Source organism: Arthrobacter oryzae (assembly GCF_037911235.1).
Classification (GTDB): domain Bacteria; phylum Actinomycetota; class Actinomycetes; order Actinomycetales; family Micrococcaceae; genus Arthrobacter; species Arthrobacter oryzae_E.
This window is the reverse complement of record NZ_JBBLYW010000063.1, coordinates 79,666-101,521: the sequence shown is the minus strand read 5'-3', so window position 1 is coordinate 101,521 and position 21,856 is coordinate 79,666. Positions and strand designations below refer to the sequence as shown.

General features: G+C 65.8%; 19 protein-coding genes and 1 tRNA gene. 9 read left to right on the top strand and 11 right to left on the bottom strand.

Translation table 11 applies throughout. The features are described from left to right. The first annotated feature begins 53 nt into the window (after positions 1–53). Entirely contained in the window at positions 54–1,472 is a 1,419-nt protein-coding gene (locus WMN78_RS16870; protein ID WP_340534877.1) for a UDP-glucose/GDP-mannose dehydrogenase family protein, read from the top strand. 67 nt (positions 1,473–1,539) lie between these two features. On the opposite strand, the gene WMN78_RS16865 is transcribed toward WMN78_RS16870, so the two are convergent. Genes WMN78_RS16865 through WMN78_RS16855 form a run of 3 tightly spaced genes read right to left on the bottom strand, consistent with a single transcriptional unit; the run spans position 1,540 to position 5,081 of the window. Next, positions 1,540–2,415 (bottom strand): right-handed parallel beta-helix repeat-containing protein, encoded by an 876-nt coding sequence (locus WMN78_RS16865; protein ID WP_340534876.1) that lies wholly within the window; start codon positions 2,413–2,415, stop codon positions 1,540–1,542. Positions 2,416–2,428: 13 nt separating this feature from the next. Next, on the bottom strand, positions 2,429–3,445 hold the full coding sequence (locus WMN78_RS16860; RefSeq protein ID WP_340534875.1) for an asparaginase: 1,017 nt from the start codon (positions 3,443–3,445) through the stop codon (positions 2,429–2,431). A gap of 58 nt (positions 3,446–3,503) precedes the next feature. Further along, positions 3,504–5,081, bottom strand: coding sequence for a molybdopterin-dependent oxidoreductase (locus WMN78_RS16855; protein ID WP_340534874.1), 1,578 nt, complete (start codon positions 5,079–5,081; stop codon positions 3,504–3,506). A gap of 91 nt (positions 5,082–5,172) precedes the next feature. Here WMN78_RS16855 and purD point away from each other — a divergent pair, with 91 nt between their 5' ends. Both purD and WMN78_RS16845 read left to right on the top strand, forming a co-directional pair. After that, positions 5,173–6,498, top strand: a complete 1,326-nt coding sequence (purD, locus tag WMN78_RS16850) for a phosphoribosylamine--glycine ligase (protein ID WP_340534889.1) — start codon at positions 5,173–5,175, stop codon at positions 6,496–6,498. Between the two features lies 1 nt (position 6,499). Beyond that, positions 6,500–7,453, top strand: coding sequence for a phosphoribosylaminoimidazolesuccinocarboxamide synthase (locus WMN78_RS16845; RefSeq protein WP_340534873.1), 954 nt, complete (start codon positions 6,500–6,502; stop codon positions 7,451–7,453). On the opposite strand, the gene WMN78_RS16840 is transcribed toward WMN78_RS16845, so the two are convergent. Next, the gene (locus tag WMN78_RS16840; RefSeq protein WP_305942201.1) at positions 7,450–8,724 is read right to left on the bottom strand and encodes a helix-turn-helix domain-containing protein; all 1,275 of its coding nucleotides are present in this window, start codon (positions 8,722–8,724) and stop codon (positions 7,450–7,452) included. The two genes, WMN78_RS16845 and WMN78_RS16840, sit on opposite strands and share 4 nt — an antisense overlap. A 131-nt stretch (positions 8,725–8,855) precedes the next feature. On the opposite strand from WMN78_RS16840, the gene WMN78_RS16835 reads away from it, so the two are divergent. Beyond that, on the top strand, positions 8,856–9,086 hold the full coding sequence (locus WMN78_RS16835; protein WP_340534872.1) for a hypothetical protein: 231 nt from the start codon (positions 8,856–8,858) through the stop codon (positions 9,084–9,086). A gap of 100 nt (positions 9,087–9,186) precedes the next feature. Further along, complete coding sequence (locus WMN78_RS16830) at positions 9,187–9,531, top strand: hypothetical protein (RefSeq protein ID WP_340534871.1); 345 nt, start codon at positions 9,187–9,189, stop codon at positions 9,529–9,531. A gap of 82 nt (positions 9,532–9,613) precedes the next feature. On the opposite strand, the gene WMN78_RS16825 is transcribed toward WMN78_RS16830, so the two are convergent. The 5 genes from WMN78_RS16825 to WMN78_RS16805 form a co-directional block, all read right to left on the bottom strand. Continuing rightward, a tRNA-Pro gene (locus WMN78_RS16825) sits at positions 9,614–9,690 on the bottom strand. Between the two features lie 82 nt (positions 9,691–9,772). Beyond that, entirely contained in the window at positions 9,773–11,605 is a 1,833-nt protein-coding gene (locus WMN78_RS16820; RefSeq protein WP_340534870.1) for an ABC transporter ATP-binding protein, read from the bottom strand. Beyond that, on the bottom strand, positions 11,602–13,422 hold the full coding sequence (locus tag WMN78_RS16815; RefSeq protein WP_340534869.1) for an ABC transporter ATP-binding protein: 1,821 nt from the start codon (positions 13,420–13,422) through the stop codon (positions 11,602–11,604). Before WMN78_RS16815 ends, WMN78_RS16820 begins: the two co-directional genes overlap by 4 nt. A gap of 136 nt (positions 13,423–13,558) precedes the next feature. Beyond that, on the bottom strand, positions 13,559–14,503 hold the full coding sequence (locus WMN78_RS16810; protein WP_340534868.1) for a metallophosphoesterase: 945 nt from the start codon (positions 14,501–14,503) through the stop codon (positions 13,559–13,561). 8 nt (positions 14,504–14,511) lie between these two features. Further along, the gene (locus WMN78_RS16805; RefSeq protein ID WP_340534867.1) at positions 14,512–16,803 is read right to left on the bottom strand and encodes a transglycosylase domain-containing protein; all 2,292 of its coding nucleotides are present in this window, start codon (positions 16,801–16,803) and stop codon (positions 14,512–14,514) included. Between the two features lie 37 nt (positions 16,804–16,840). On the opposite strand from WMN78_RS16805, the gene WMN78_RS16800 reads away from it, so the two are divergent. The 3 genes from WMN78_RS16800 to WMN78_RS16790 are packed head-to-tail and all read left to right on the top strand — an operon-like array spanning position 16,841 to position 18,496. After that, a complete protein-coding gene (locus WMN78_RS16800) occupies positions 16,841–16,996 on the top strand; it encodes a DUF4177 domain-containing protein (protein ID WP_009359196.1) in 156 nt (51 codons plus the stop codon). A 2-nt stretch (positions 16,997–16,998) separates the two neighbouring features. Further along, positions 16,999–17,568, top strand: coding sequence for a RidA family protein (locus tag WMN78_RS16795; protein ID WP_340534866.1), 570 nt, complete (start codon positions 16,999–17,001; stop codon positions 17,566–17,568). Between the two features lie 16 nt (positions 17,569–17,584). Then, positions 17,585–18,496: an NUDIX hydrolase gene (locus WMN78_RS16790; protein WP_340534865.1), complete on the top strand. Its 912-nt coding sequence runs from the start codon at positions 17,585–17,587 to the stop codon at positions 18,494–18,496. 169 nt (positions 18,497–18,665) lie between these two features. On the opposite strand, the gene WMN78_RS16785 is transcribed toward WMN78_RS16790, so the two are convergent. Then, a complete protein-coding gene (locus WMN78_RS16785) occupies positions 18,666–19,343 on the bottom strand; it encodes a Crp/Fnr family transcriptional regulator (protein WP_011693220.1) in 678 nt (225 codons plus the stop codon). A 260-nt stretch (positions 19,344–19,603) separates the two neighbouring features. Between WMN78_RS16785 and WMN78_RS16780 the strand changes: the two genes are divergently transcribed. Further along, the gene (locus WMN78_RS16780; protein WP_340534863.1) at positions 19,604–20,788 is read left to right on the top strand and encodes a MarP family serine protease; all 1,185 of its coding nucleotides are present in this window, start codon (positions 19,604–19,606) and stop codon (positions 20,786–20,788) included. Positions 20,789–20,810: 22 nt separating this feature from the next. On the opposite strand, the gene WMN78_RS16775 is transcribed toward WMN78_RS16780, so the two are convergent. After that, complete coding sequence (locus tag WMN78_RS16775) at positions 20,811–21,854, bottom strand: DUF2332 domain-containing protein (RefSeq protein ID WP_340534862.1); 1,044 nt, start codon at positions 21,852–21,854, stop codon at positions 20,811–20,813. Positions 21,855–21,856 lie beyond the last annotated feature (2 nt).

Below are 21,856 nucleotides of genomic sequence, written 5' to 3'. Positions count from 1 at the left end.
GGAAAGCCGGCTATTCCTGCTCCATTTTCCCTTCGAGACGGAACGAGAAGCCAATGAACACCCCTGATCCTTCCTCTAACGCGCCCAAAATCACGGTGATCGGCACCGGCTACCTCGGCGCAACGCACGCAATATGCATGGCAATCATGGGCTTTGACGTCATGGGCTTCGACGTCGACCACCGCAAGATAGGCCAGCTCCGGGCGGGCCAGGTGCCGTTCTATGAACCTGGCCTGCCGGAGAAGCTCCGGGAGGCACTCGCTTCCGGCCGCCTCACGTTCACCACCAGCCTTGACGAGGTGGCCGAATTCGGCGACGTCCACTTCATCTGCGTAGGCACACCCCAGGCCGCCAACTCCTTCGCCGCCAATGTCAGCTATGTCGAGTCGGCCTTCATGGGTTTGGCAGCGCGCATTAGCCGCAAGGCACTTCTGGTGGGGAAATCCACTGTGCCGATCGGGACCGCTCAGCGGCTCACCTCCATGGTTTCTGAGACGTCGTCTTTGGGCGCGGAACTCGAAGTAGCGTGGAACCCTGAATTCCTCCGGGAGGGTTTTGCGGTCCAGGACACCCTGCACCCGGACCGCCTGGTGTTCGGGGTGACTTCCGCCTGGGCTGAGCACACACTTCGGCGTGCGTTCAGGCCACTGCTCGACGCCGGGACGCCCCTGATCGTCGCAGACCTCGCCACGGCCGAACTGGTGAAGGTGGCAGCCAATTCCTTCCTGGCCACCAAGATCTCTTTCATCAACGCCATGGCGGAGGTATGCGAGGCCACCTCCGCAGATGTCAGCCTCCTGGCATCCGCCCTCAGCCTGGACGACCGGATCGGGGGCAGGTTCCTCAAGCCCGGTCTTGGCTTCGGGGGCGGTTGCCTGCCCAAGGACATCCGCGCATTCAAACATCGCGCTGAAGAGCTCGGGGTGGGGCAGGCGGTCAGCTTCCTGGGCGAAGTGGATTCCATTAACAACAGGCGGCGGATCCGAACCGTGGATCTTGTGCGGGAGCTCGCCGGCGGAAACCTCGCCGGCGTGAGGGTGGCAGCCCTTGGGGCGGCCTTTAAGCCCGATTCCGACGACGTCCGGGACGCCCCCGCCCTGGACGTGGCGCGGATGCTCTACCTCGAAGGCGCCATAGTCACGGTGTACGACCCTGAAGCGAATGCCAATGCCCACCGCCTGTACCCGGACCTGAACTATGTAGACAGCCTGGCGGCGGCAGTGGAGCAGGCAGACGTGGTGGCACTTCTGACCGAATGGAAGGAGTTCCGCATTGCCGACCCCGATTACCTGGGCGGGCTGGTGCGGCACCGACGCGTAGTGGACGGCAGGCATGCCCTTGACGCGCATCTGTACACATCGAAGGGCTGGGAATACCGGGCCCTCGGCCGGCCCTGCCAGCCGGGCAGGCCCGCAGGCGGTGCCCCGAGCCGGACGGAATCGCCCAGCGAGGCACCAGGACTGCCCCGCTAGGAAAGCCCCTGGGGTGGCGACCCTGAGGGAGAGGGAGAGGGAGAGGGAGCCGGCCCGGGCGTCGGTCTCATGGCATGTTGGTCAAGCCCAGGCCGGCTTTGCTCTCGTGGCGGGCAATGACAGTCCGGAGGCCGCCGGACTGGACCCATACCTCAAAGCCCGGTACGCCGGCCAGGACTGTGTTGTTGGAAAAGGCGTTGTCCATGCCCCAACCGTCGAGCACACTGTGGACTTGAAAGGCGTCCCTCCTGGCAACGGACCCGGCGTTGCCTTCCACGGAATACCGGTTTCCTTTGATATCCACCCAGGAATCGGCGGAGTTGCTCCCGGAGTATCCGGCGTCGTAAAAGACGTTGCCCCGGACCAGGCCGTCGGACGTGCCCTCTTTGGCGTCCACGCCCTCGGCGGCCGTCCGGAAGATCGTGTTGTTCAGGATGTGCACGCGGTCCGAGCGGTCCGGCTCCTCGGCTGATCCCATGACGGTTTTCCAGCTGCTTTTAGCGCTTCCGATGTAGACGCCCTCGCCGCAGCCCGGGCGGTCGAGCCCTGTGTCGTGGAGCTGCGAGTTCCGGAGGATGCAGTCGCTGCTGTTCCTTCGGAAGTGCACCGCTTCGCTTCCTATGCCGCCTACGTCCACATTGCTGATGACAGTGTGGGTGCTTCCGTCCAGGACGATTCCTTTTGCCGCTCCGGACACGGACAGCCCGGAGATCTTCCAGTAGCTTCCCGTGACGTGAAGCCCGTAGCCGCTGCGGAGGGATCCCGGGCTGAGGACAGCAGCCCGCGAGCCGGCCAGGGTGATGGGGGCGGAAGCGTTTCCGGATGCGGCCGCCACGAACCTGCCCACGTACAACCCGTCGCGCAAGTGGATGGTCAACCCAGGGGTGGCAGCCCGCAGCGCAGCCGTCAGCTCAGCAGGGCTTGCGATGAACTGTACGGCCACGGGCCCGGGGGGTTCAGTCCAGCAGCGCCGAGACGGCGTGGCCCAGCCGGATCTTACCCACAGGGCGGCCGCCGCCGAGGACCGGTTCCACCACTTTTTCCAGGACGCTGGATACTCCCGGGATGTCCACGGCGCCGGAGGCGGCAAGCAGGGTGAGGCCCACCAGGGTGGTGGCGCGCAGGTTTCCGTCCAGCACCTTGATGGCCACGGAAACCCCGGTGGTGGTGGCCATGGCCAGGACGCCCTCGGCACCGATCTTGGCGATGATCTCCAGTTCGTCCATCACGATGGTGTTGGGTTCGCCCTTGCCCTGGACGGCCCACGGGTAGTCGAGCATGGACGTGGCGATGGTGGCAGCGCGGGCATTGGAGTTCTTGTCCCCGGGGGCCTTCGCCAGCCGCGAGTACGCCCGTGCCAGTCCGGTCAGGGAGATGGCCGCCACCGGGGCGCCGCAGCCGTCGATGCCCAGGTGCGCGATCGGCTCGCCGGAGTACTCCTCGATTGCCGACCGGACGCGTTGCTGCAGCGGGTGGTTGGGTTCAAGGTAGCTGTGGGTGTCCCAGCCGTTCTCCGTGCAGGCCCAGAGGAATGCTGCGTGCTTGCCCGAGCAGTTGAACGCGAGTTTGGACCTGCCCTGTTCGGACCGGATGAGCCAGTGGCGGGCGTTCTCGTCCTGCGGCCAGGCCGTGGGGCACTGCAGCTGCTCTTCCTTGACTCCCGCGGCCTTCAGCATCCCCTCCACCACGTCCATATGATCCAGGGACCCGGTGTGGCTGGCGCAGGCGAGGGCCACCTGTGCGCCGCGCAGGGGGACGCCGGCCTGCATGGCCGCCAATGCCTGGAGAGGCTTCAGCGCCGAGCGGGCGTAGATGGGGGTGGTGATGTCGCCGAGCTGCGTGACCACCGTTCCGTCGGCGGCAAGAACCACGGCCGAGCCGATGTGCCGGGATTCAACGAAACCGCTTCGTTCCACGACTGCCAGTTCGACGGCGGACTCCACTGTGAATGTGGCATGCGGATTTTCTGGCATGGCTAAAGTCTATGGTGCCGTTGCCGGAAACCCGGGAAATCCGGGGACATCGGCCGGGCTATCCCACGGTCACCATGACCGACTGCCAGCCGGAAGCGCCGTCAGGTACGGGATCGGCCCGCTTGTCCGTCTGGACCTCGCCGGTACCGTCCGTGGCACGGGCCTTAATGTAGTGCGGACCCGGCGTGGCGTCCCATTCGAAGGACCACTGGCGCCACGTCACCACGGAGGCCTCTGCGGACAGGACGGCCTCGGTCCAGGGGCCGTCGTCGATCTGCACTTCCACTTTGGTGATGCCGCGTGTCTGCGCCCAGGCCGTGCCGCCGATTGCCACCTTCCCGGCGGGGACCTGCGCGAAGGACTTGGGCACCTCCACCCGCGCCATCGTCTTGATGGGACCGCGCTCGGACCAGCCCCGGTCGGTCCAGTACGCCTTGCTGTCCGCGAAACGGGTGACTTCGAGGTCGACCACCCACTTGGTCGCGGAGACGAAGCCGTACAGGCCCGGGACCACCATGCGCACGGGGTACCCGTGTTCCAGCGGCAGCGGCTCGCCGTTCATGCCGATCGCCAGCATGGCATCCCGGTCGTCCTGCAGCACTTCGAGCGGAGTCGAGGCGCTGAAGCCGTCCTCGGACGTGGACAGCACCATGTCGGCGCCGTCCTTGGGGCGCGCCATCTTGAGGACCTCGCGCAGGGGAAAGCCCAGCCATTTGGCGTTGCCGGCGAGGTTTCCGCCGACGGGGTTCGACACGCAGGTGAGGGTCACGTGGGACTCGATCAGTTCGGCGTCGAGCAGGTCCTGGAACGTGAGGGTGACTTCCTGTTCCACCAGGCCGTGGACGCGGAGTTCCCATTCCTCGGCGTTGATCTCCGGCACGCTCAGGGCGGTGTCGATCCGGTAGAACTCGTTGTTGGGGGTGAGCCACGGCGTGACTCCCGGGGCGGCGGACTGCACGCCCGCCGGGACAGCGGGGGCTGCCTTGGCCGGCGAAGGCAGCTGGAGCGATTCGCGGGCCTGGGCAATGTTGCTCCGGGCAGTGCTGAGCAGGCGTCCGCCGGTGGCCGCAATGGCAGCAGCTACCGCAGTGATCCCGCTGGCGGCGAAGAAGCCGCGTCGCGTGGTGGCGGGGCGCCCGCTGTCCTCGGCCGCCACGTCCGCGGCAACACCGGGCCAGGGGCGCATCCGCCACAGCCGCTTCGTCAGCAGGCGCAGCACCACCAGACCGGCTGCAGTGCCGATGAGCGAGGGGATGGCGTCCAGCGGCTCCACACCGGCGCGCGTGACCACACTGGCAACGATGACGGCGCCCATCAGGAGCACCCCGGCAACGCCCAGCGCCCACTTCCGGTACGCCACCACTCCCAGCACACACGCAAGCAGGAAAATGGTCAGCCCCATGCCTGCAAACAATGCCGCCTTGTCATTGGTGCCGAAGGTGGCGATGGCAAAGTCCTTCAGCCACGGCGGCGTGAAGTCGATGAACGTGGAGCCGAGGGCGATGAGCGGCGTTGCCCGCGCGGTGAAGAACGCGCCGGTCAGTTCCGCAACGGAAAGTACGATGGCGGCCGCGGCCACGCCTGCCAGCGCCGCCAGCGCGGCGGGACCCTTGAGCCAGTTCGTGAGCTTCTTCATGCCGGTGCTTCGTAACTGCCGGCGTTAAGGATTGACGGAGGCAGGACACGGCTTAGGACCGGGCCCGGTGCACAAAGTACCCTTGGAGACTGTGAAGGTACTCGTCATTGGCCCTGGTGGCCGCGAACACGCCATTGTCCGCTCCCTGCTTGCAGACCCCAACGTTTCCGAAGTCCACGCGGCTCCGGGCAACGCGGGCATCGGCAAACTGGTCCCCACCCACAACATTGACGGCAATGATCCGGACGCCGTAGCGGCCCTTGCCACCAAGCTGACGGTGGACCTGGTAGTGGTTGGCCCCGAAGCGCCCCTGGCCGCAGGGGTTTCCGACGCCGTCCGCGCAGCCGGGATCCCCGTCTTCGGACCCAGCAAGGCGGCCGCCCAGCTCGAGGCGTCGAAGGCCTTCGCGAAGCAGGTCATGGCGGAGGCCGGCGTGCCCACCGCCATGGCGCGGGTCGCGAGCACCGCCGAGGAAGCCGCGGACGCGCTGGATACCTTCGGCGCCCCTTACGTGGTCAAGGACGACGGCCTCGCTGCCGGGAAGGGCGTGGTGGTCACCAACAACCGGGACGAAGCCCTGGCCCACGCGCAGACCTGCTTCGACGCCGGCGGCTCCGTGGTGATCGAGGAGTTCCTGGACGGTCCTGAGGTTTCCGTGTTTGTGCTGTGCGACGGCCGCAACACCGTGGCGCTCTCGCCGGCGCAGGACTTCAAGCGCATCTTCGACAACGACGAAGGCCCCAACACCGGCGGAATGGGCGCGTACACCCCGCTGGAGTGGGCCCCGGAAGGCCTGGTTCAGGAGGTCATCGACCGTGTGGCCCAGCCCACTGTCAATGAGATGGCACATCGCGGCACCCCGTTCGTCGGCGTGCTGTTCGTGGGCCTTGCCCTGACCTCGCGCGGCACCCGCGTCATCGAGTTCAATGTCCGCTTCGGCGATCCTGAAACCCAGGCCGTGCTGGCCCGGCTCAAGACCCCGCTCGGCTCGCTGCTGCTGGCGGCCGCCAAGGGCGAACTGGACAAGGCGGAAGAGCTGCGCTGGTCCAAGGACACCGCGGTCGCCGTCGTCGTCGCCTCCGAAAACTACCCCGACACCCCGCGCACCGGCGACCGCATCCGCGGGCTCAAGAAGGTGGACGAGCTGGAGGGCGTGCACGTCATCCACGCAGGCACCAAGCTGGACGAGGAAGGCAAAGTGGTCTCCGCCGGCGGCCGCGTCCTCGCCGTGGTGGCGCTGGGAACCGACCTCGTGGAGGCCCGCGAACGGGCGTACGACGGCGTGGAGCTGGTGCAGCTTGAAGGCGGACAGTTCCGTACGGACATCGGGCGCAAGGCGGCCCGCGGCGAAATCAAGGTGGCCAACACCACGGGGTCAGCCACCGGATCGCTGCCTGTGACGAAGACGAAGGCATAGCATGACTGAGAATTCCCCCCTTGAGGCGGCCCCCAAGGCAGGCCTGGACACCGCGACGCTGAATCTACCCGGCTGGCGTCATGTGTACTCCGGGAAGGTCCGGGACCTCTACGTTCCCGCGGACCAGTCCCTCGTGGCGCAGTTCGGCCAGGAGTGCGTCCTGGTGGTCGCCAGTGACCGCATCAGCGCCTACGACCACGTGCTTTCCAGCGAGATCCCGGACAAGGGCCGCATCCTCACCCAGCTGAGCCTGTGGTGGTTCGATCAGCTGGACGTCGAACACCACGTGCTGGCATCCACCGTGGAGGACGGGGTGCCGGCAGCAGTCGAGGGCCGCGCCATGATCTGCAAGAAGCTGGACATGTTCCCGGTGGAATGCATCGCCCGCGGCTACCTCACCGGCTCCGGGCTCCTGGAATACCAGCAGTCCGGGACCGTGTGCAGCATCCCGCTGCCGGAGGGCCTGGTGGACGGTTCGCGCCTGGACGAAGCCATCTTCACCCCGTCCGCCAAGGCTGAGGTGGGGGAGCACGACGAAAACATCACCTACGACGCCGTCGTGGCTCTGGTAGGCGAGGACGTTGCCGCCCGGTTGCGCGAGCTGACGCTCAAGATCTACACCACCGCCGAGGAAATCGCCCGCGGACGCGGCATCATCCTGGCGGACACCAAAGTGGAGTTCGGCTTTGACGTGGCCACCGGCGTCATCACCCTGGGTGATGAAGTGCTCACCCCGGACTCGTCACGATTCTGGGACGCCGCCACGTATGAGCCGGGCAGGTCCCAGCCGTCCTATGACAAACAGTACGTACGCGACTGGCTGACGTCCGCAGAGTCCGGTTGGGACCGGGCTTCGGACACACCGCCGCCGGCACTGCCGGAGGACGTGGTGCGCCGCACGCGCGGCCGCTACGTTGAAGCCTACGAAAAGCTCACCGGCTTGAAGTTCGCTTAGCTGGCCTCCGCCGCGGCCTTGGCCGCGGCGGCGCGCCGCTGGGCTAGCTTGATCTCCAGCACGGCGTCCATGGCCTGCTGGACGCGGTCGGAAGCACCGGCGGCGCTGAATTCCTGCTGCGCTTCTTCGAGGAGCACCAGGGCTTCGTCGGATTCCCCGGCGGCCTTGAGCGATTTCCCCAGCAGGAGTGAGACTTCGCCTGCCGTGTGGCGGGCGAGGGCCTTCCGCTCCGCGTGGATCTCGCGGAGCTTGTCCACCGCGGCAGGGATGTCGCCGGTGAGGTAGAGCCAGCGCGCGCGGATAAACGCCACTTCCAGCTGGTCCGTCTTGTTTCCGCCCACGATGGACAGGGCCAGCTCGGCGCGTTCGATGGCGGAGAGGGTTTCCGGTTCCACGATGCCGGAGGAGAGCCTGACTGCCGCGGAGGCCTTGTTGAAGCGGGCCCACAGCTCGATGTCGTTGGCCGGGGAGAGCAGTTTGGCGGCCCGCTCGTGGTACTTGATGCCCTCGGGGTAGTCATGCCGCATGAAGGCAACGTTGCCGATCACCCAGGCTACTTCGCCTGCCAGCTGCGAGATGGATTGGTCGTCCATCTGGTCGTTCATGGCCTGGCAGTACGTCCAGGCTTCGTCCAGCCGGCCGCTTTCGGCCAGGGCGCCGATCAGCGCGCGCAGCGCGCCGATGATCAGCGTGGATCCCTTGGGCAGCTGCGAGCACAGTTCCACGGCTTTCTGGGCATGCTCGACGGCGGTGGCCAGCTGGCCCTGCCCGTGGCACACTGCGGCGAGCATCTGCCGGGCGCGCACTCCCAGGCCGGCGGACTCGGTGGCCATGGGGTGTTCCAGGAGGTGCAGCATGATGTTCTGGCATTCCTGCAGCTGGCCTTGCTTCATGAGGCATTCCGCCTGCATGTAGGTCATGTTCCACCAGGCGCTGGTGTTCTTGCCCTCGAGGGCTATCTGGGCGGCAGTGGCGGCGTGGGCCGCTGCGAGCGGGTAGTCCCGGAGGTCCCAGGCCTGGCGGGCGTAGAGCCCGGCCAGGACATACTCGGCATCGCTGACCGAGATGGGCTGGCTCCAGGCTTCCAACGCTTTGGGGGCCAGCTCGAGCCGGCGGGCTAACTCTTCTATAACGTCGGCGGTTGGCTCACGCCGGCCTGTTTCCAAGAGGGAGATGTAGCTGGGAGAATAGAGGTCCTTTCCCAGTTCTGCTTGCGTCAACCCACGTTCGAGTCGTTCGGCGCGGAGCTTCTCCCCGAATCCGTTCCCCACGGGTTTCCTCCTTATTCCGGACAGTCGTTGTACCAAATGCTTGACAGTCTCTGTGGAAAACATTTTACAATGTATGTCAACAAGGGCAGTGCTGACTTTGTAACGAATCCGACTCGTATTGAGGAAACCTAATGTTGAAGAAGATTGCAGCCGCCGCCGCACTGGCTGGCGCACTGGCATTTTCAGCCGCAGCCCCCGCAGTGTTGTCTGCAGGTCCTATCGGCAATTGGGCGGATCAGCTGGGAAGCACCATCGCTATCGGTAACTGGCCCGATCCCATGCAGGTTGCCCAGGCCATCGGTAACTGGCCGGACCCCATGGCTTTTCCGTCACACATCGGTAACTGGCCGGACCCGATGTAAAGCGGTTGATGTACTTCCCGCAAGGGAACACAGGCTCCGGGACATGCGCGAACCATGTCCCGGAGCTATTTTTTTGGCCAAACGACGCAAGGGGAGTGTCATGAACCGCAGCGAACCGAATGACTTGAAGCGTGCCTATGCCGCGTGGACCATTGCAGGGACCTCCCTGATCGTGGCCGCCGTAGCGGGGTCGGCAATAATCGCCGTGTTGGACGGAACGGCCGATGGCGGAACGCTGGCATGGGGGATCGTAGGCATTGCGTCGCTGCTGGAGGCGCTGGTGCTCTTTGCCTACGGACTCCGGCTTCGGCACCGGTACGTGAACCAGGTCCGGACCTATGAGAGCCGCGGAGACTACCGGGAGGACGACGGCTCCGGGCGGCCACGGGTTCCACTATTGGGCGACGGCCAGGCCAGCCAGCGATCCACGTTCGAGGGCCTCTGACTCACGGGGCGGCCCCTGTCAGGGTAGGAACCGCCGCTACAAAAGTAAGAGGGCCTTCCGAATGGAAGACCCTCTTACTTTTTGGTCGGGATGACAGGATTTGAACCTGCGACCTCGTCGTCCCGAACGACGCGCGCTACCAAGCTGCGCCACATCCCGATCCGTTGCTTCAAAAGCAACTTCACAAGAGTATCCGATTCCGGCCCCCATGTGAAATCGGCATCCTGAAGCCACCTGAAAGCTACACGAGTGAGTCCTTCCACGCCCCGTGCAGCTCGGCAAACCTTCCGCCGCCGCCGATTAGTTCCTCCGGTGTGCCGTCCTCCACGACGCGTCCGTCGTGGACCACGAGGACGCGGTCGGCGGTCTCCACCGTGGACAGCCGGTGGGCGATGATCAGGGCCGTGCGGCCGGCGTCGTGCCCGGCCACGCCCTCCAGCAGGCCGGCGAGCCCGCTTTGCACCAGTCGCTCCGAGGGGATGTCCAGCGAGGACGTGGCCTCGTCGAGGATGAGCACTGCCGGGCGGGCCAGGAATGCCCGGGCAAAGCTGATGAGCTGGCGCTGGCCGGCCGAGACGCGTCCGCCGCGCTTGTTCACGTCCGTGTCGAAGCCTTCGGGCAGTTCCATGATGAAGTCGTAGGCGCCAACGGCGCGGGCAGCTTCCTCGATCTCCTCGCGGGAGGCTTCCGGGCGGCCGAGGGCGATGTTGTCCGCCACGGATCCGCTGAAGAGGAAGGCCTCCTGGGTAACCATCACAACGTTCCGCCGCAGGTCCGGCGTGGCGAGGCTGCGCAGGTCCACGCCGTCCAGTGTCACCGAGCCTTCGGTTACGTCATAGAAGCGGGCGATCAGCTTGGCCAGGGTGGACTTGCCGGCACCGGTCTGACCCACCAGGGCCACGATCTGCCCGGCGGGAATGTGCAGGTCCAGCTTCGGGATGATGACCGGCCCGTCGCCGTACCCGAACTCCACGCCGTTGAAGTCGATGGTGCCGCGGGCATCCCGGAGCGCCACGGGGTTCTTCGGGGGCCGCACGGTGGGAACCTCCTCGAGCAGGCCGGAGACCTTCTCGAGGGCAGCTTGGGCGCTCTGGAACGAGTTGTAGAACATGGCCATCTGGTCCACCGGCTGGAAGAAGCGTTTGGTGGACAGGATCAGGGCCAGCAGCACACCCACGGCGAGGTCCCCGCCCAGCACCCGGAAACCGCCGAACAGCAGCACGACGGCAACGCAGACGTTGCCGATCAGCACCAGCCCGGGCTGGAAGACGCCGTTGAGGTTGATCGAACGGACGGTCACCCTGCGGTAGTCCTCGGAGAGTTCGCCGTAGCGTTCAGCGTTTTCGCGTTCCTTGCGGAAGGCCTTCACCGCCCGGATGCCGGTCATGGTCTCCACGAAGTGAACGATCAGGCGTGCGGATACCACCCGGGATTCACGGAAGGCGATCTGGGAGTGCTTCTGGTACCAGCGGGCCAGGAAGTACATGGGAACCCCTGCGGCCAGCACAATCAGCCCGCTGCGCCAATCCAGGGCGAACACCGTGACGGCGGTGAACACCATGAAGAGCACCCCTGAGGCCAGCGAGCTGACGCCGGAGTCCAGGAGTTCGCGGAGTGCTTCAAGGTCCGATGTCTGCCGGGCGATGATGCGGCCGGAGGTGTACTTCTCGTGGAACTCCAGGCTGAGCCGCTGCGTGTGCCGGAAGACGCGGACACGCAGGTCCAGCAGCATGGCCTGGCTCAGCCTGGCCGTGGAGGTCACGTACAGCGCGGTCAGGCCGGCAGTGGCGATTGCCGCGGCAAGGTACGCGACGCCGGTGAGGACCAGGGGCATATTGTCCCCGGCCCGGAGTGCCGGCAGTGCATGGTCGATGCCGAAGGCGATCAGCGCCGGGCCGGCCACCCGGGCGGCCTGCGAGAGGACCACCGTGGTGATGGTGAGCCAGAACCTCAGCCGGACGGGACGGATCAGGGACCCCAGCAAGGCGAGCGACCGCCGTCGTACGGTTTTGCTTTCGCTTTTGCTCAGGTGGGCGTTGTCTTCGTTGGCGGTGCCGAAGGTAGCGGTGCTCATCGGGAAATCTCCTCGGACTCGTCCGTTAATTCTGAGAGGTCCGACAGCTCGGAATCCAGGTCCCGCGGTTCCGTTTCCAGGCTGGCGATCACGTAGCGGTAGTGCTCGTTGTGTGCCAGCAGCTCGGTATGCGTCCCGACGGCGGCGATGCGCCCTCCCTCGAGCAGCGCCACGCGGTCCGCCAGTGCCACGGTGGACGGCCGGTGGGCGACGATCAGTGTGGTGGTGTCGGCAAGGACCTCGCGCAGCCGGGCTTCCACCAGCTCCTCGGTGTTGACATCCAGTGCGGACAGGGGGTCGTCAAGCACCAGCACTCTGGGCTTCGCGGCGATGGCACGGGCCAGGGCGATGCGCTGCCGCTGGCCGCCGGACAGGCTGAGGCCTTCCTCGCCGATCAGCGTTTCCAGGCCTTCAGGGAGCGAGTAGACGAAGTGCGCCTGGGCCACATCAAGGGCTTCCTCCAACGTTTCCTGGCTCCGTTCCCTGGCCCCGAGCAGCACGTTGTCGCGGACGGAATTGGAGAACAGGGTGGTGTCTTCGAAGGCCACGCCCACCACAGTGCGCAGTTCCTCCACGGAGAACTCGCGCAGGTCCACGCCGTCGATGGTGATGGAGCCCGCGGTCACGTCGTAGAGGCGGGGGACCAGCTGGAGCAGCGCGCTTTTGCCGCTGCCGGTGATGCCCACGAGGGCCATGGTCTCGCCGGGGCGGATCTCCAGGCTGACTTCCTTGAGGATCGGCTTGTCCGGGGCGTCCTCGAACGCGAACGTCGCCGCGTTGAAGCTGAGGGCGCCTTTGAGCTGCGCGGGTTTCCGGGGCTGGCCGGGGCTGGTGATGGTGTTGGCCGCATCCATGACCTCGAAATGCCGGTCGATGGCCGATTTGGCGGTCAGCGCCATGGCCAGCAGCATGCCGCAGAACTCCACCGGTGCGGCAATGACGGCCGCCGTTGCGAAGAATGCCACCAGGGCGCCGATGCTGAGCTGTCCGTCCGCGGCCAGCATGATGCCCACCACCAGGCCCGCACCGAGCGCCAGTTCGGGCAGGAGGGTGACCACCATGCTGAACGTGGCAAGGTGTTTGGCCTTGGCGATCTCGGTCTGCCGAAGTTCCTCGGCCTGTTCGTTGAAGTTTTCCAGGGCCTCGCGGCTGCGGCCGAACGCCTTGAGCACGCGGATGCCGTGGACCGATTCCTCCACTGTGGTGGCGAGGTCGCCGGCCTGGTCCTGGCTGCGGCGGGCCACTTTGCTGAAGCGGGTCCGGAACCGGAATCCGTAGACCATGATGGGCACGGCCGCGGCCAGGAAGATCAGCGCCAGCTGCCAGCTCATGGAGAACATCACGACGACGCCGATCACCACCGTCAGCGTGGTCACCACCAGCATGATGGCGCCGAACGCCATCCAGCGCCGCAGGAAGTTCAGGTCCGTCATGGCCCTGGAGAGCAGCTGCCCGGATCCCCAGCGGTCATGGAATGAGACAGTCAGGTCCTGCAGGTGCCCGTAGAGGGACACCCGCATCCGGGTTTCCACGGTGGTTGCAGGGTTGATGACGAACTGGCGGCGGAGGGCAACCAGCCCGGCTTCGGCGATGCCCAGGCCCAGGATGATCAGGGAAGCGGTCCACACCGCGTCGGTGGCGCCGCCCGGCCGCAGCGAGTCATTGACGAGCACCCGCAGGACCTGGGGGATGGCCAACGCCACGATGCTTGCAAGAAGGGCGCACAGGAGTCCCATGATAAGCCGGGGGATGATCGGCTTGACATGGGGATAGAGTCGGCTGATTGACGTGAAGAATGGAGTCTGCTGCTTGGCCATGCCCGCTTCTTAAAGCTCAACTGCGAATGTAGTTTCCTTTAGCAACTACCCTATGCCATGGAGTGACGCCGTTCACAGGATTCCGCACGCCGCCGGAATCTTGCCCAGTCATTGCGGTTCGTAATGGACCGGCGGCTCAGCGCTCCGTCAAAGTCAGCAGCACGGCCTCCGGCCGGCACGCGATGCGCACCGGGGCGAAGCGCGAGGTGCCGATCCCGCCGGACACGTTGACCGGCGTCGTGCGTCCGTTGCTTTGCCAGTCGTTGAGGCCCTTGGCGCGCCACGTGGGGATGTCGCAGTTGGCCACCAGGGCGCCGTAGCCGGGCAGGCAGATCTGCCCGCCGTGGGTGTGGCCGGCGAACAGGATGTCCGCGCCGTCCTCGGTGAAGTGGTCCAGCACGCGCTGGTAAGGAGCATGGATGACCGCCACCCGGAGGTGGGGCGTGCTGTCCTGGCCTTTGGTCCCGCGGGGCCAGCCCGCGTACCGTTCAAGTTTCAGGTGGGGATCGTCAACGCCGGAGAAGTCGAAGCGCAGGCCTTTGAGCACCACGGACTGGTTGCGGTTGGTCAGGTCCACCCAGCCGGACATCCCGAAGTAGGAGCGCAGCCGGGGCCAGTCGAGTTCCACAGGCTTCTCTTGTGCCTTCGAGGGACCCGAGAAGTAAGACGCCGGATTCCTGAGCTTGGGCGCGAAGTAGTCGTTGGAGCCCGGCACGAAAACGCCCGGATATTCCATCAGCGGCGTCAGCGCTTTCAGCAGCGGATCGATCGCCTTGACGTGGCTGAGGTTGTCTCCGGTGTTCACTACCAGGTCCGGTTCCAGATCAGCCAGTGAGGACAGCCACTGTGCCTTCCGGTCCTGTCCCGGGACGAAGTGGATATCGCTCAGGTGGAGGACCCGGAACGGACCGAACCCCGGGGGGAGGATGGGCAGCGTTTCCTCGCGCAGGACGAACTGGTTCTTTTCCCACAGACCGTATCCGGCCGCTGCCAGGCCGGCGGCGGCGCCGGCGGCTGCAGTGACGGCAAAGCCGCGTCCGATGCTCCGGGCGCGGCTTGCCAGCGACGTTGCGTCCACCATCGGGGCCCCTACCCGTTGCCCTTGCCGTTGTCCTTGGAGGGCTCCGGGGCAGGGGTGCTCGGTGCCGGCGCGGGGGCGGGCGCCGTACTACGCGTCGTCGGGGTGGTCTGCCGCGTGGGCGTCCCGCTGATCATATTGGACGGCGGTGCAGTGAACGGGTTGGTGCCGTACGCCGGTGCCACCTGCGTCATGAAGTTGGAGAACATCGGACCGGCGATCATGTAGCCGTCGATGCCCTTGTAGAACTTGCCGTTGACGGTGACGTTCTGGCCCGCGCGCTGCTGCGACCCGAGGGCGTCACCGAACCACGCCGCGGTGGCCAGGCCGGTAGTGTGTCCGACGACCCAGGTGGACCCGTTGTTGTTGGAGGTACCGGTCTTGGCAGCGATGGGGAAGCTGGTCCTGGTGGAGATCCGGGGCTGGATGAGCGAGCCGGATCCGCGATTGAGGACCTCCTGCAGGGCATAGTTCACGCCGCGGGCGACTTCGGGCTTGAGCGCGTCGCGGCAGCTCGTGGACTGGGCCGGCAGCTGGGCGCCGGTCTGGTCGGTCACCGACGTGATGGCGATCGGGGCGCAGTATTTGCCGTCATTCGAGAAGGTGGCGAAGGCGCTTGCCATGGACAGCGGCGACGTCTGCCTGGAGCCGAGGAGGTTACCCAGCGTCGTCATGGTGATGGGCGGCTGGGGGTTGACCATCTTTCCCGCGTCGTCCCTCTGGGGCAGGCCTTCATGGAGGCCCACTGCGTCCACAACCTTCTGGATTCCACACAGATCCACCTTGGCCGCGGTGGCAAACGTCATGGTGTTGATGGAGTTGGCAAGGCCGTCGAGGACCGTCATCGAACGGTAGTAGCCTTCCTCAGCATTCTGCAGATCCTTGGATTCGCCGTTGGTGCTGTCGTACCAGCCGACAGTCGGGGTCTCACACGTGTTCTTCCAAGGGAAGTTCTGCGGATAGCGACGCACGGCGCCGTTCAAGACCGCGTTCATCGAATTGCCCTCGTTGAGCCACTGGGCGAACGTAAAGGGCTTCATGGTTGAACCGGGCTGCGCGCCGCCGAGGCCGTTGAGGTCGTTGCCGTTGGCATCGTACTGGTCGACGTTGAAGTTGAGCTGGCTGTCGAACTTGCCGTCACCGGCGAACCACACGGTGTTCTGGGCCATGTTGATGATCTTGCCGGTGTTCGGCTGGACCGACACCAACGCTGCGCCCCACTTGTCCGGGTTGGCGCCCGCCGATGCGTCCACCTGGGCCTGTGCCGTGTTCTGGGCGTTGGGGTCAAGGGTGGTGGTGATGGTCAGGCCGCCACGGAAAACCTTGCGCTCACGCTCGGTGGCGTCTGCGCCGTAGGCGGGATCGTTCAGCAGGAGGTGCAGGACGTAGTCGCAGAAGTACGGGGCCGTGGAAGCGTAGGCGCAACCCTGGCGCGCAGGGGTGACCTTGGTTTCCACCGGGGTGGCCACGGCGGCCTCGTAGTCCGCCTGCTGGATCTTGCCCTGGGTGTACATGGCATTCAGCACTTGGTCGCGGCGGTTCTTCGCGTTGTCAGGGTTGTTGATGGGGTCGTAGAACGACGGGCTGTTCACCAGTCCGGCCAGCAGGGCGGCCTGGGGGAGCGTCAGGTCCTTGGCGGAGCTGCTGAAGAAGAACTTGGACGCGGCTTCGATGCCGTAGGCGTCCCGGTTGAAGAACACGATATTGAGGTAGCCCTCGAGGATCTGCTCTTTGGTGAACTTCTTCTCCAGGGCGATGGCCAGCTTCATCTCGCGGAGCTTGTCGCCCACGCCCTTGTTGACGCCGTTGAGCTTGATGTCCTCGGTGTTGCCTTCAGCTTCGAGCGAGGCGTTGATGACGTTGTTCACGTACTGCTGCGTGATGGTGGAGGCACCCTGCTTATTGCCGCGGGCTGTGCTGACCAGCGCGCGCATGATGCCGGTGGTGTCCACGCCGCCGTGCTCATAGAAGCGGCTGTCCTCGATGGCGATCACTGCGTCCCTGATGAATGGCGACATCTGGTCCAGTGAAACGCGGGTGCGGTTTTCGGCATAGAGGTTGGCGATCAGGCTGCCGTCAGCTGCGAGGATCTTGGTGGACTGGCTGGGCGGGTCCACCTGCAGCTCCGCCGGGAGGGTGTCGAAGAATTCGATGGATCCGCTGGCCGTGCTGCCGGAAACGGCGGCCGCCGGGACCAGCAGGCCCGCCACCAGGACACCACAAATAGCGCTCACGCCAAGGAAAGCAAGGATCTTTCCGAGGGTGGTGGCCGTGTCGAATAAAGGGTTCTTACCAGTCGCCATGTTTTCCACTTTACCGGCAAGGACTAGTCTTTAGCTCATGACCAAATGGGAGTACGCCACGATTCCGCTCATTATTCACGCCACGAAGCAGATTCTGGACCAGTGGGGAGAGGACGGCTGGGAGCTCGTCCAGGTAGTCCCCGGTCCCGACGGCAACGGCCTCGTTGCCTACCTTAAGAGGGAGAAGCAGTAGTTATGACAACCCCTGCAGGCACGGCGCCGGAAACCCCGGTGCACGCCGAAAACCCGGTCTCCGCCGCGGAAAACGGAGCGCCGGTTTCCGCCGTCGAACAGCGGCTGGCGGAGCTGGGACTGGCCCTTCCGGACGTTGCTGCCCCGGTGGCCGCCTACGTCCCGGCGGTCATCTCCGGCAACCATGTTTACACCTCCGGCCAGCTGCCCTTTATTAACGGCAAACTCGAAGCTACGGGCAAGGTGTCCACGGGCACGGAAGGCTTCGCCGACGAACCGACCGTATCTCCCGAAGACGCCAAGCGTTTCGCCGCGGTCTGCGCAGTTAACGCTCTGGCAGCGGTCAAAAGCGTGATCGGCGACCTCGACCGCATCACCAGGATCGTCAAGGTGGTGGGCTTCGTCTCCTCCGATCCGTCCTTCACCGGCCAGCCGGGAGTCATCAACGGCGCATCGGAACTCCTGGGCAGGGTCCTCGGCGACGCCGGCCAGCACGCCCGGTCCGCCGTCGGCGTGTCGGTCCTGCCGCTGGACTCGCCGGTGGAAGTCGAACTGATCGCCGAATTCAGCTAAAGGCCGGTCACTTCCCTTGCCCCAGTTAGCCCGTCGCCTGTTTGTGCTGCCTCCCGAGCTCGAGGGGGCAGCACAAAGCTGGCTCGAACACGGCGAGCGGACCCCGCGCGCCGCCCAGCCCGCTTCCTCCGTGGTCCTTCTCCGTGACGCTCCCACCGGGCTTGAAACCTGGCTGGGCTACCGTCCGGGTTCCTCCCCGCTCGGGGTCCTCGCCTTTCCGGGTGGTTCCCTGGAGTCGTCCGACGACGACGTCGTCGGCTGGCTCGGCCCCACACCGCAGCATTGGGCGGACCAGATGGGAACGTCCGACGTCGGGCTGGCGCGCCGCCATGTGGTGGGTGCCATCCGCGAACTCTTTGAAGAAACCGGCGTGCTCCTTGCCGGCCCCGATCTGTCCACCACGGTGGAGGCCACCTCCACACCGGAATGGATGCGCGCCAGGGTCGCCGTTGCCGAACAGGAAAAATCCTTCACGGATGTCCTTGCCAAGCGCGGATTGTCCATCCGCACGGACCTGCTGAAACCGCTGGTCAACTGGCTGAGCCCGGACTTTGCCCACCGCCGTTTCAACACCCGGTACTTCGCCGCCACCGTGCCTGTGAACCAGCAGCCCACATTGCTGCAAAGCAAAGGCGTGTGGGGCCGCTGGGTCTGCGCCAGCAAGGTCATCGCCGAACGTGACACCACCGCGCTGGGCGACGAAGTGGGCCAGGAAAACACCGTGGGACTGACGCTCGGCCAGCTGCTGGTGCCCGGTTCCGAAATCATGCTCGAGAAGATGGCTGCCGCCAACGGGTGCATCGCCTACCTGAGCTACAAGCGCAAGGCCCACGTCTACCAGCCGAAGTTGGTCGAAGAAGAAGGCAAGCTGATGCTCGAGGTCGAAGCCGCCAAGACGGTCGCCGGAGAGCCCCAGCGGGAGCGCTAATTCGCTGCCGCTTTTTCTGCGACGCTCTCTCAGTTGTTGTCGCTTCTCCTGCGACGCTCTCTCAGTTGTTGTCGCTTTTCCTGCGACGCTCTCTCATTCCTGACGCTGAATGTGCGTTAAACATGAAGGCCGCCCAGGTCGATACCGGGGCGGCCTTTTGCTAGTTGGACTAGCGGGAGCGCTGGCGGAGGCGCTGCATGTCCAGGATGACAACGGCGCGGGCTTCGAGGCGGAGCCAGCCGCGCTGCACGAACTCGGCCAGGGCCTTGTTCACGGTTTCGCGGGATGCGCCCACCAGCTGGGCCAGCTCTTCCTGCGTGAGCTCGTGGGCCACGAGGACGCCGTCGGTGGCCGGGCGGCCGAAGCGGTCGGCCAGATCCAGCAGTGCCTTGGCCACGCGGCCCGGAACGTCCGAGAACACCAGGTCGGACAGGGAGTCGTTGGTGCGGCGCAGGCGGCGGGCCAGAGCTTGCAGGAGCTGGGCCGAGACCTCCGGGCGGGTGCGCAGCAGCGCGTTGAGGCTTTCGTTCTTCAGGCCGGCGAGGCGGGTCTCTGAAACGGCTGTTGCGGTTGCCGTGCGAGGGCTCGGATCGAAGAGGGCCATTTCGCCGAAGAGTTCACCCGGGCCCAGGATGGCCAGCAGGGACTCGCGGCCATCGGGGGACGTGCGGCCCAGCTTCACCTTGCCGGAGACGATGAAGTACAGCTGATCACCCTGGTCGCCTTCGCGGAAGACCGAGGCTCCGCGTGACAGGTCCACCTCCGTGAGCTCGTCCGTGAGCAGACGGAATGCTTCGTCGTCGAGCGTGGCGAATAGGGGTGCGCGGCGCAATACCTCGATGTCCATGAAATCTCCTGAGTAAATGTGTCGGCTGGGGCGCTTCAGCCATTGTTTCAGAATTTTCAAGGTTCTGTGACGTACTTGGCACGCGAAACGCCTGAAACGGGGCCTTTGAGGCCCCTGCCGGGCCCCTTGGGGAAAGATTGCGACGGAGTTGCCGCGGTTTGAGCAGCGTTTTGCCGGTGATGCGGGGCCCCCTGCGTCACGGCAAACTGTCAGGGTTCGCAATTAGAATTGGGACTTACCTGTTTCTGTGAGGAGCCCCTGTGTTCGGCTTGACCATCCTGGACCTGGCCTTGATCCTGACGCTGCTGTCCTATTTGATCTATGGCCTGCGCAACGGCTTCCTGGTGACACTTGGCGGCATCGCCGGGTTCATTGTCGGCGCCGTGGCCGCTTTCGTTTCAGTGCCCATTGTCAGCGACCTCGTGGAAGACAGCGGCTGGCGGCTGACCGCTATCGTGGGCGCCGCCGTCGTGCTCATTGTCCTGGGGCATGCGCTGGGAACCATGATCGGCCGCAAAATCCGCAGTGCAGTGCGGATCCAGCCGCTGCGGGCCATGGACCGCGTGGTGGGCGGCGCAGCTAACGTGGTGGTGGCAGCACTGGTCATGTCCATGCTGTCGTTCAGCATCAGCGCGCTGGGCGTCCCGTTCGTTTCCCAGCAGCTGGCGGAGTCCAAAGTTATCCGCTTCATCGACGGCCTCACGCCTGTGCCGGTGAAAACTGCTGTGGCGCAGTTGCGCTCCACTGTGATCGGGGACGGCATACCCACGCTCATCGAGGGGCTCGGGCAGGGCCAGGAAGTGGCCATTCCCAACGCAAGCACGGACACGCCGGCCCTGAACCGGGCGGCGGAGTCGGTCCTGAAAATTGCGGGCACTGCGTACCAGTGCGGGCAGAATCAGACCGGAAGCGGTTTTGTGGTGTCGCCCGGACGCGTTGTGACGAACGCCCATGTGGTGGCGGGCGTGTCGCAGCCGGTGGTTGAGATTCCCGGCGGTGGAGCCATGCCCGGCCGGGTGGTCTACTTCGACGGCCAGCATGACCTTGCCGTCCTGGCCGTGGACGGCCTGCCGTCGTCACCGCTCCAGCTGAGTGCAGACCTGCCGGCCGGGAGCGCGGCCGCTTTCGCAGGCTACCCGCACGGCGGTCCGTTCCAGTCCAAACCGGCAACAGTGCAGGACATCGCCTCCGTCCTGGTTCCGGATATTTACGGCGGAAATCCGGCGCCTGAAGACGTTTACCGGCTCGCCGGCGACGTCCAGCCGGGCAACTCGGGCGGGCCGCTGCTGACCACCGAAGGTCAGGTTGCCGGTGTGATCTTCGCCAAAGCCACCTCGGATGCCGATATGGGCTTCGCAATCACCATGGATGACCTCGGTCCGGTCGCCGCTCAGGCGCCGGGGCTCAGCAGCCCCGTTTCCTCCGGGCAGTGCATCCAGAAGTAGCCACGGCGCAGGTGACCGGGACCTAGAGCCATTCCAGGCTCTGGCCGTGCGGTCCGGCGATGGCCATGGGGACGCCGTCCTGGAGGAGGAGGAAACGGCCCTGCAGCCGCGCGTCATCCATTTCCGGCACCACCACGGAGCCGTCCGCCTGGGCGAGCACCGTGTGGCCTTCGTTGGACAGCCAGTGGCAGCCGCGCTTTGCCGCAAGGGTTCCGATCGTGGCCCGGAAGGCTTCCCGCTGCCGGGCGTTCAAGTACGCCATCACCGCGCTGTGGAACACCACGAGGGTTGCGTCAGGCGGCGCCTGGTCCGCCAGCGAAACCAGCTGCTCGTTGAGGTCTCCGGCCACCAGCAGCGGCGGGTCCTGCCGCGCTATGGCGATGGCCCGGCGCAGCCGCTCGCGGCGGAAGTCCTGCTCAGGCCAGATGAGCGCCTCCAGCCATGCAACGTCGTCCGGGTTGTTAATGTCCAGCGGGTTCAGGTCTATCCCCGCCCGCCACACGACCTGGGGGAGCTCGGCGGGAAGGGGGACGGCCCCTTCCACCGTGCACCGGAGAACGGGCGGTCCGTCCGCCGGGAACCGGGCCACGCCCGGTTGGGGAACCAGCCGCGTGACCGATGCGCCGTCCTCGTACTCATAAGCGTACTTGTCCGGAAACAGGGCCAGGCCGGCGGAGGCGCCCACCTCGATCAGGGCCAGGGGACGACCGGTCGAAGCCGCGATGGCGGCCAGGGACGGCAGCAACGTGGCGCACCGGCCTGTCTCGTTTGTCTGTGTGGCGCGGGAGAGCACAATCCGGGAGACATCGTCCCAGCTGGCCAGAAGGAACTCCCGGAACTCGCGGTACGGGGTGACGCCCGCCCCGAGGTAGCGCGCGGCGGCCAGGATCAGCAGGGGCTGGCGTTTGTTGTGCGGCCACTGCTCAATGCGGTGGAGAAGTTCAGGATCGTCGGCGATTCCCAGGGACCATTCCGCGTAGCACGGCGAGGAAGCCGGCGCATCGACCGTGCCAAAGTTCCGGTACCAGTCCGCAGTGCCCGCCGGTCCCATGCCGGCCGTGCCCATGA

What these genes read in the sequence shown, in the direction of transcription:
- WMN78_RS16870 (WP_340534877.1), top strand. Translation starts at nt 54, where the DNA reads ATGAACACCCCTGATCCTTCCTCTAACGCGCCCAAAATCACGGTGATC.
- WMN78_RS16860 (WP_340534875.1), bottom strand. Translation starts at nt 3,445, where the DNA reads ATGCCAGAAAATCCGCATGCCACATTCACAGTGGAGTCCGCCGTCGAA.
- WMN78_RS16855 (WP_340534874.1), bottom strand. Translation starts at nt 5,081, where the DNA reads ATGAAGAAGCTCACGAACTGGCTCAAGGGTCCCGCCGCGCTGGCGGCG.
- WMN78_RS16845 (WP_340534873.1), top strand. Translation starts at nt 6,500, where the DNA reads ATGACTGAGAATTCCCCCCTTGAGGCGGCCCCCAAGGCAGGCCTGGAC.
- WMN78_RS16835 (WP_340534872.1), top strand. Translation starts at nt 8,856, where the DNA reads ATGTTGAAGAAGATTGCAGCCGCCGCCGCACTGGCTGGCGCACTGGCA.
- WMN78_RS16830 (WP_340534871.1), top strand. Translation starts at nt 9,187, where the DNA reads ATGAACCGCAGCGAACCGAATGACTTGAAGCGTGCCTATGCCGCGTGG.
- WMN78_RS16820 (WP_340534870.1), bottom strand. Translation starts at nt 11,605, where the DNA reads ATGAGCACCGCTACCTTCGGCACCGCCAACGAAGACAACGCCCACCTG.
- WMN78_RS16815 (WP_340534869.1), bottom strand. Translation starts at nt 13,422, where the DNA reads ATGGCCAAGCAGCAGACTCCATTCTTCACGTCAATCAGCCGACTCTAT.
- WMN78_RS16810 (WP_340534868.1), bottom strand. Translation starts at nt 14,503, where the DNA reads ATGGTGGACGCAACGTCGCTGGCAAGCCGCGCCCGGAGCATCGGACGC.
- WMN78_RS16805 (WP_340534867.1), bottom strand. Translation starts at nt 16,803, where the DNA reads ATGGCGACTGGTAAGAACCCTTTATTCGACACGGCCACCACCCTCGGA.
- WMN78_RS16800 (WP_009359196.1), top strand. Translation starts at nt 16,841, where the DNA reads ATGACCAAATGGGAGTACGCCACGATTCCGCTCATTATTCACGCCACG.
- WMN78_RS16795 (WP_340534866.1), top strand. Translation starts at nt 16,999, where the DNA reads ATGACAACCCCTGCAGGCACGGCGCCGGAAACCCCGGTGCACGCCGAA.
- WMN78_RS16785 (WP_011693220.1), bottom strand. Translation starts at nt 19,343, where the DNA reads ATGGACATCGAGGTATTGCGCCGCGCACCCCTATTCGCCACGCTCGAC.
- WMN78_RS16775 (WP_340534862.1), bottom strand. Translation starts at nt 21,854, where the DNA reads ATGGGCACGGCCGGCATGGGACCGGCGGGCACTGCGGACTGGTACCGG.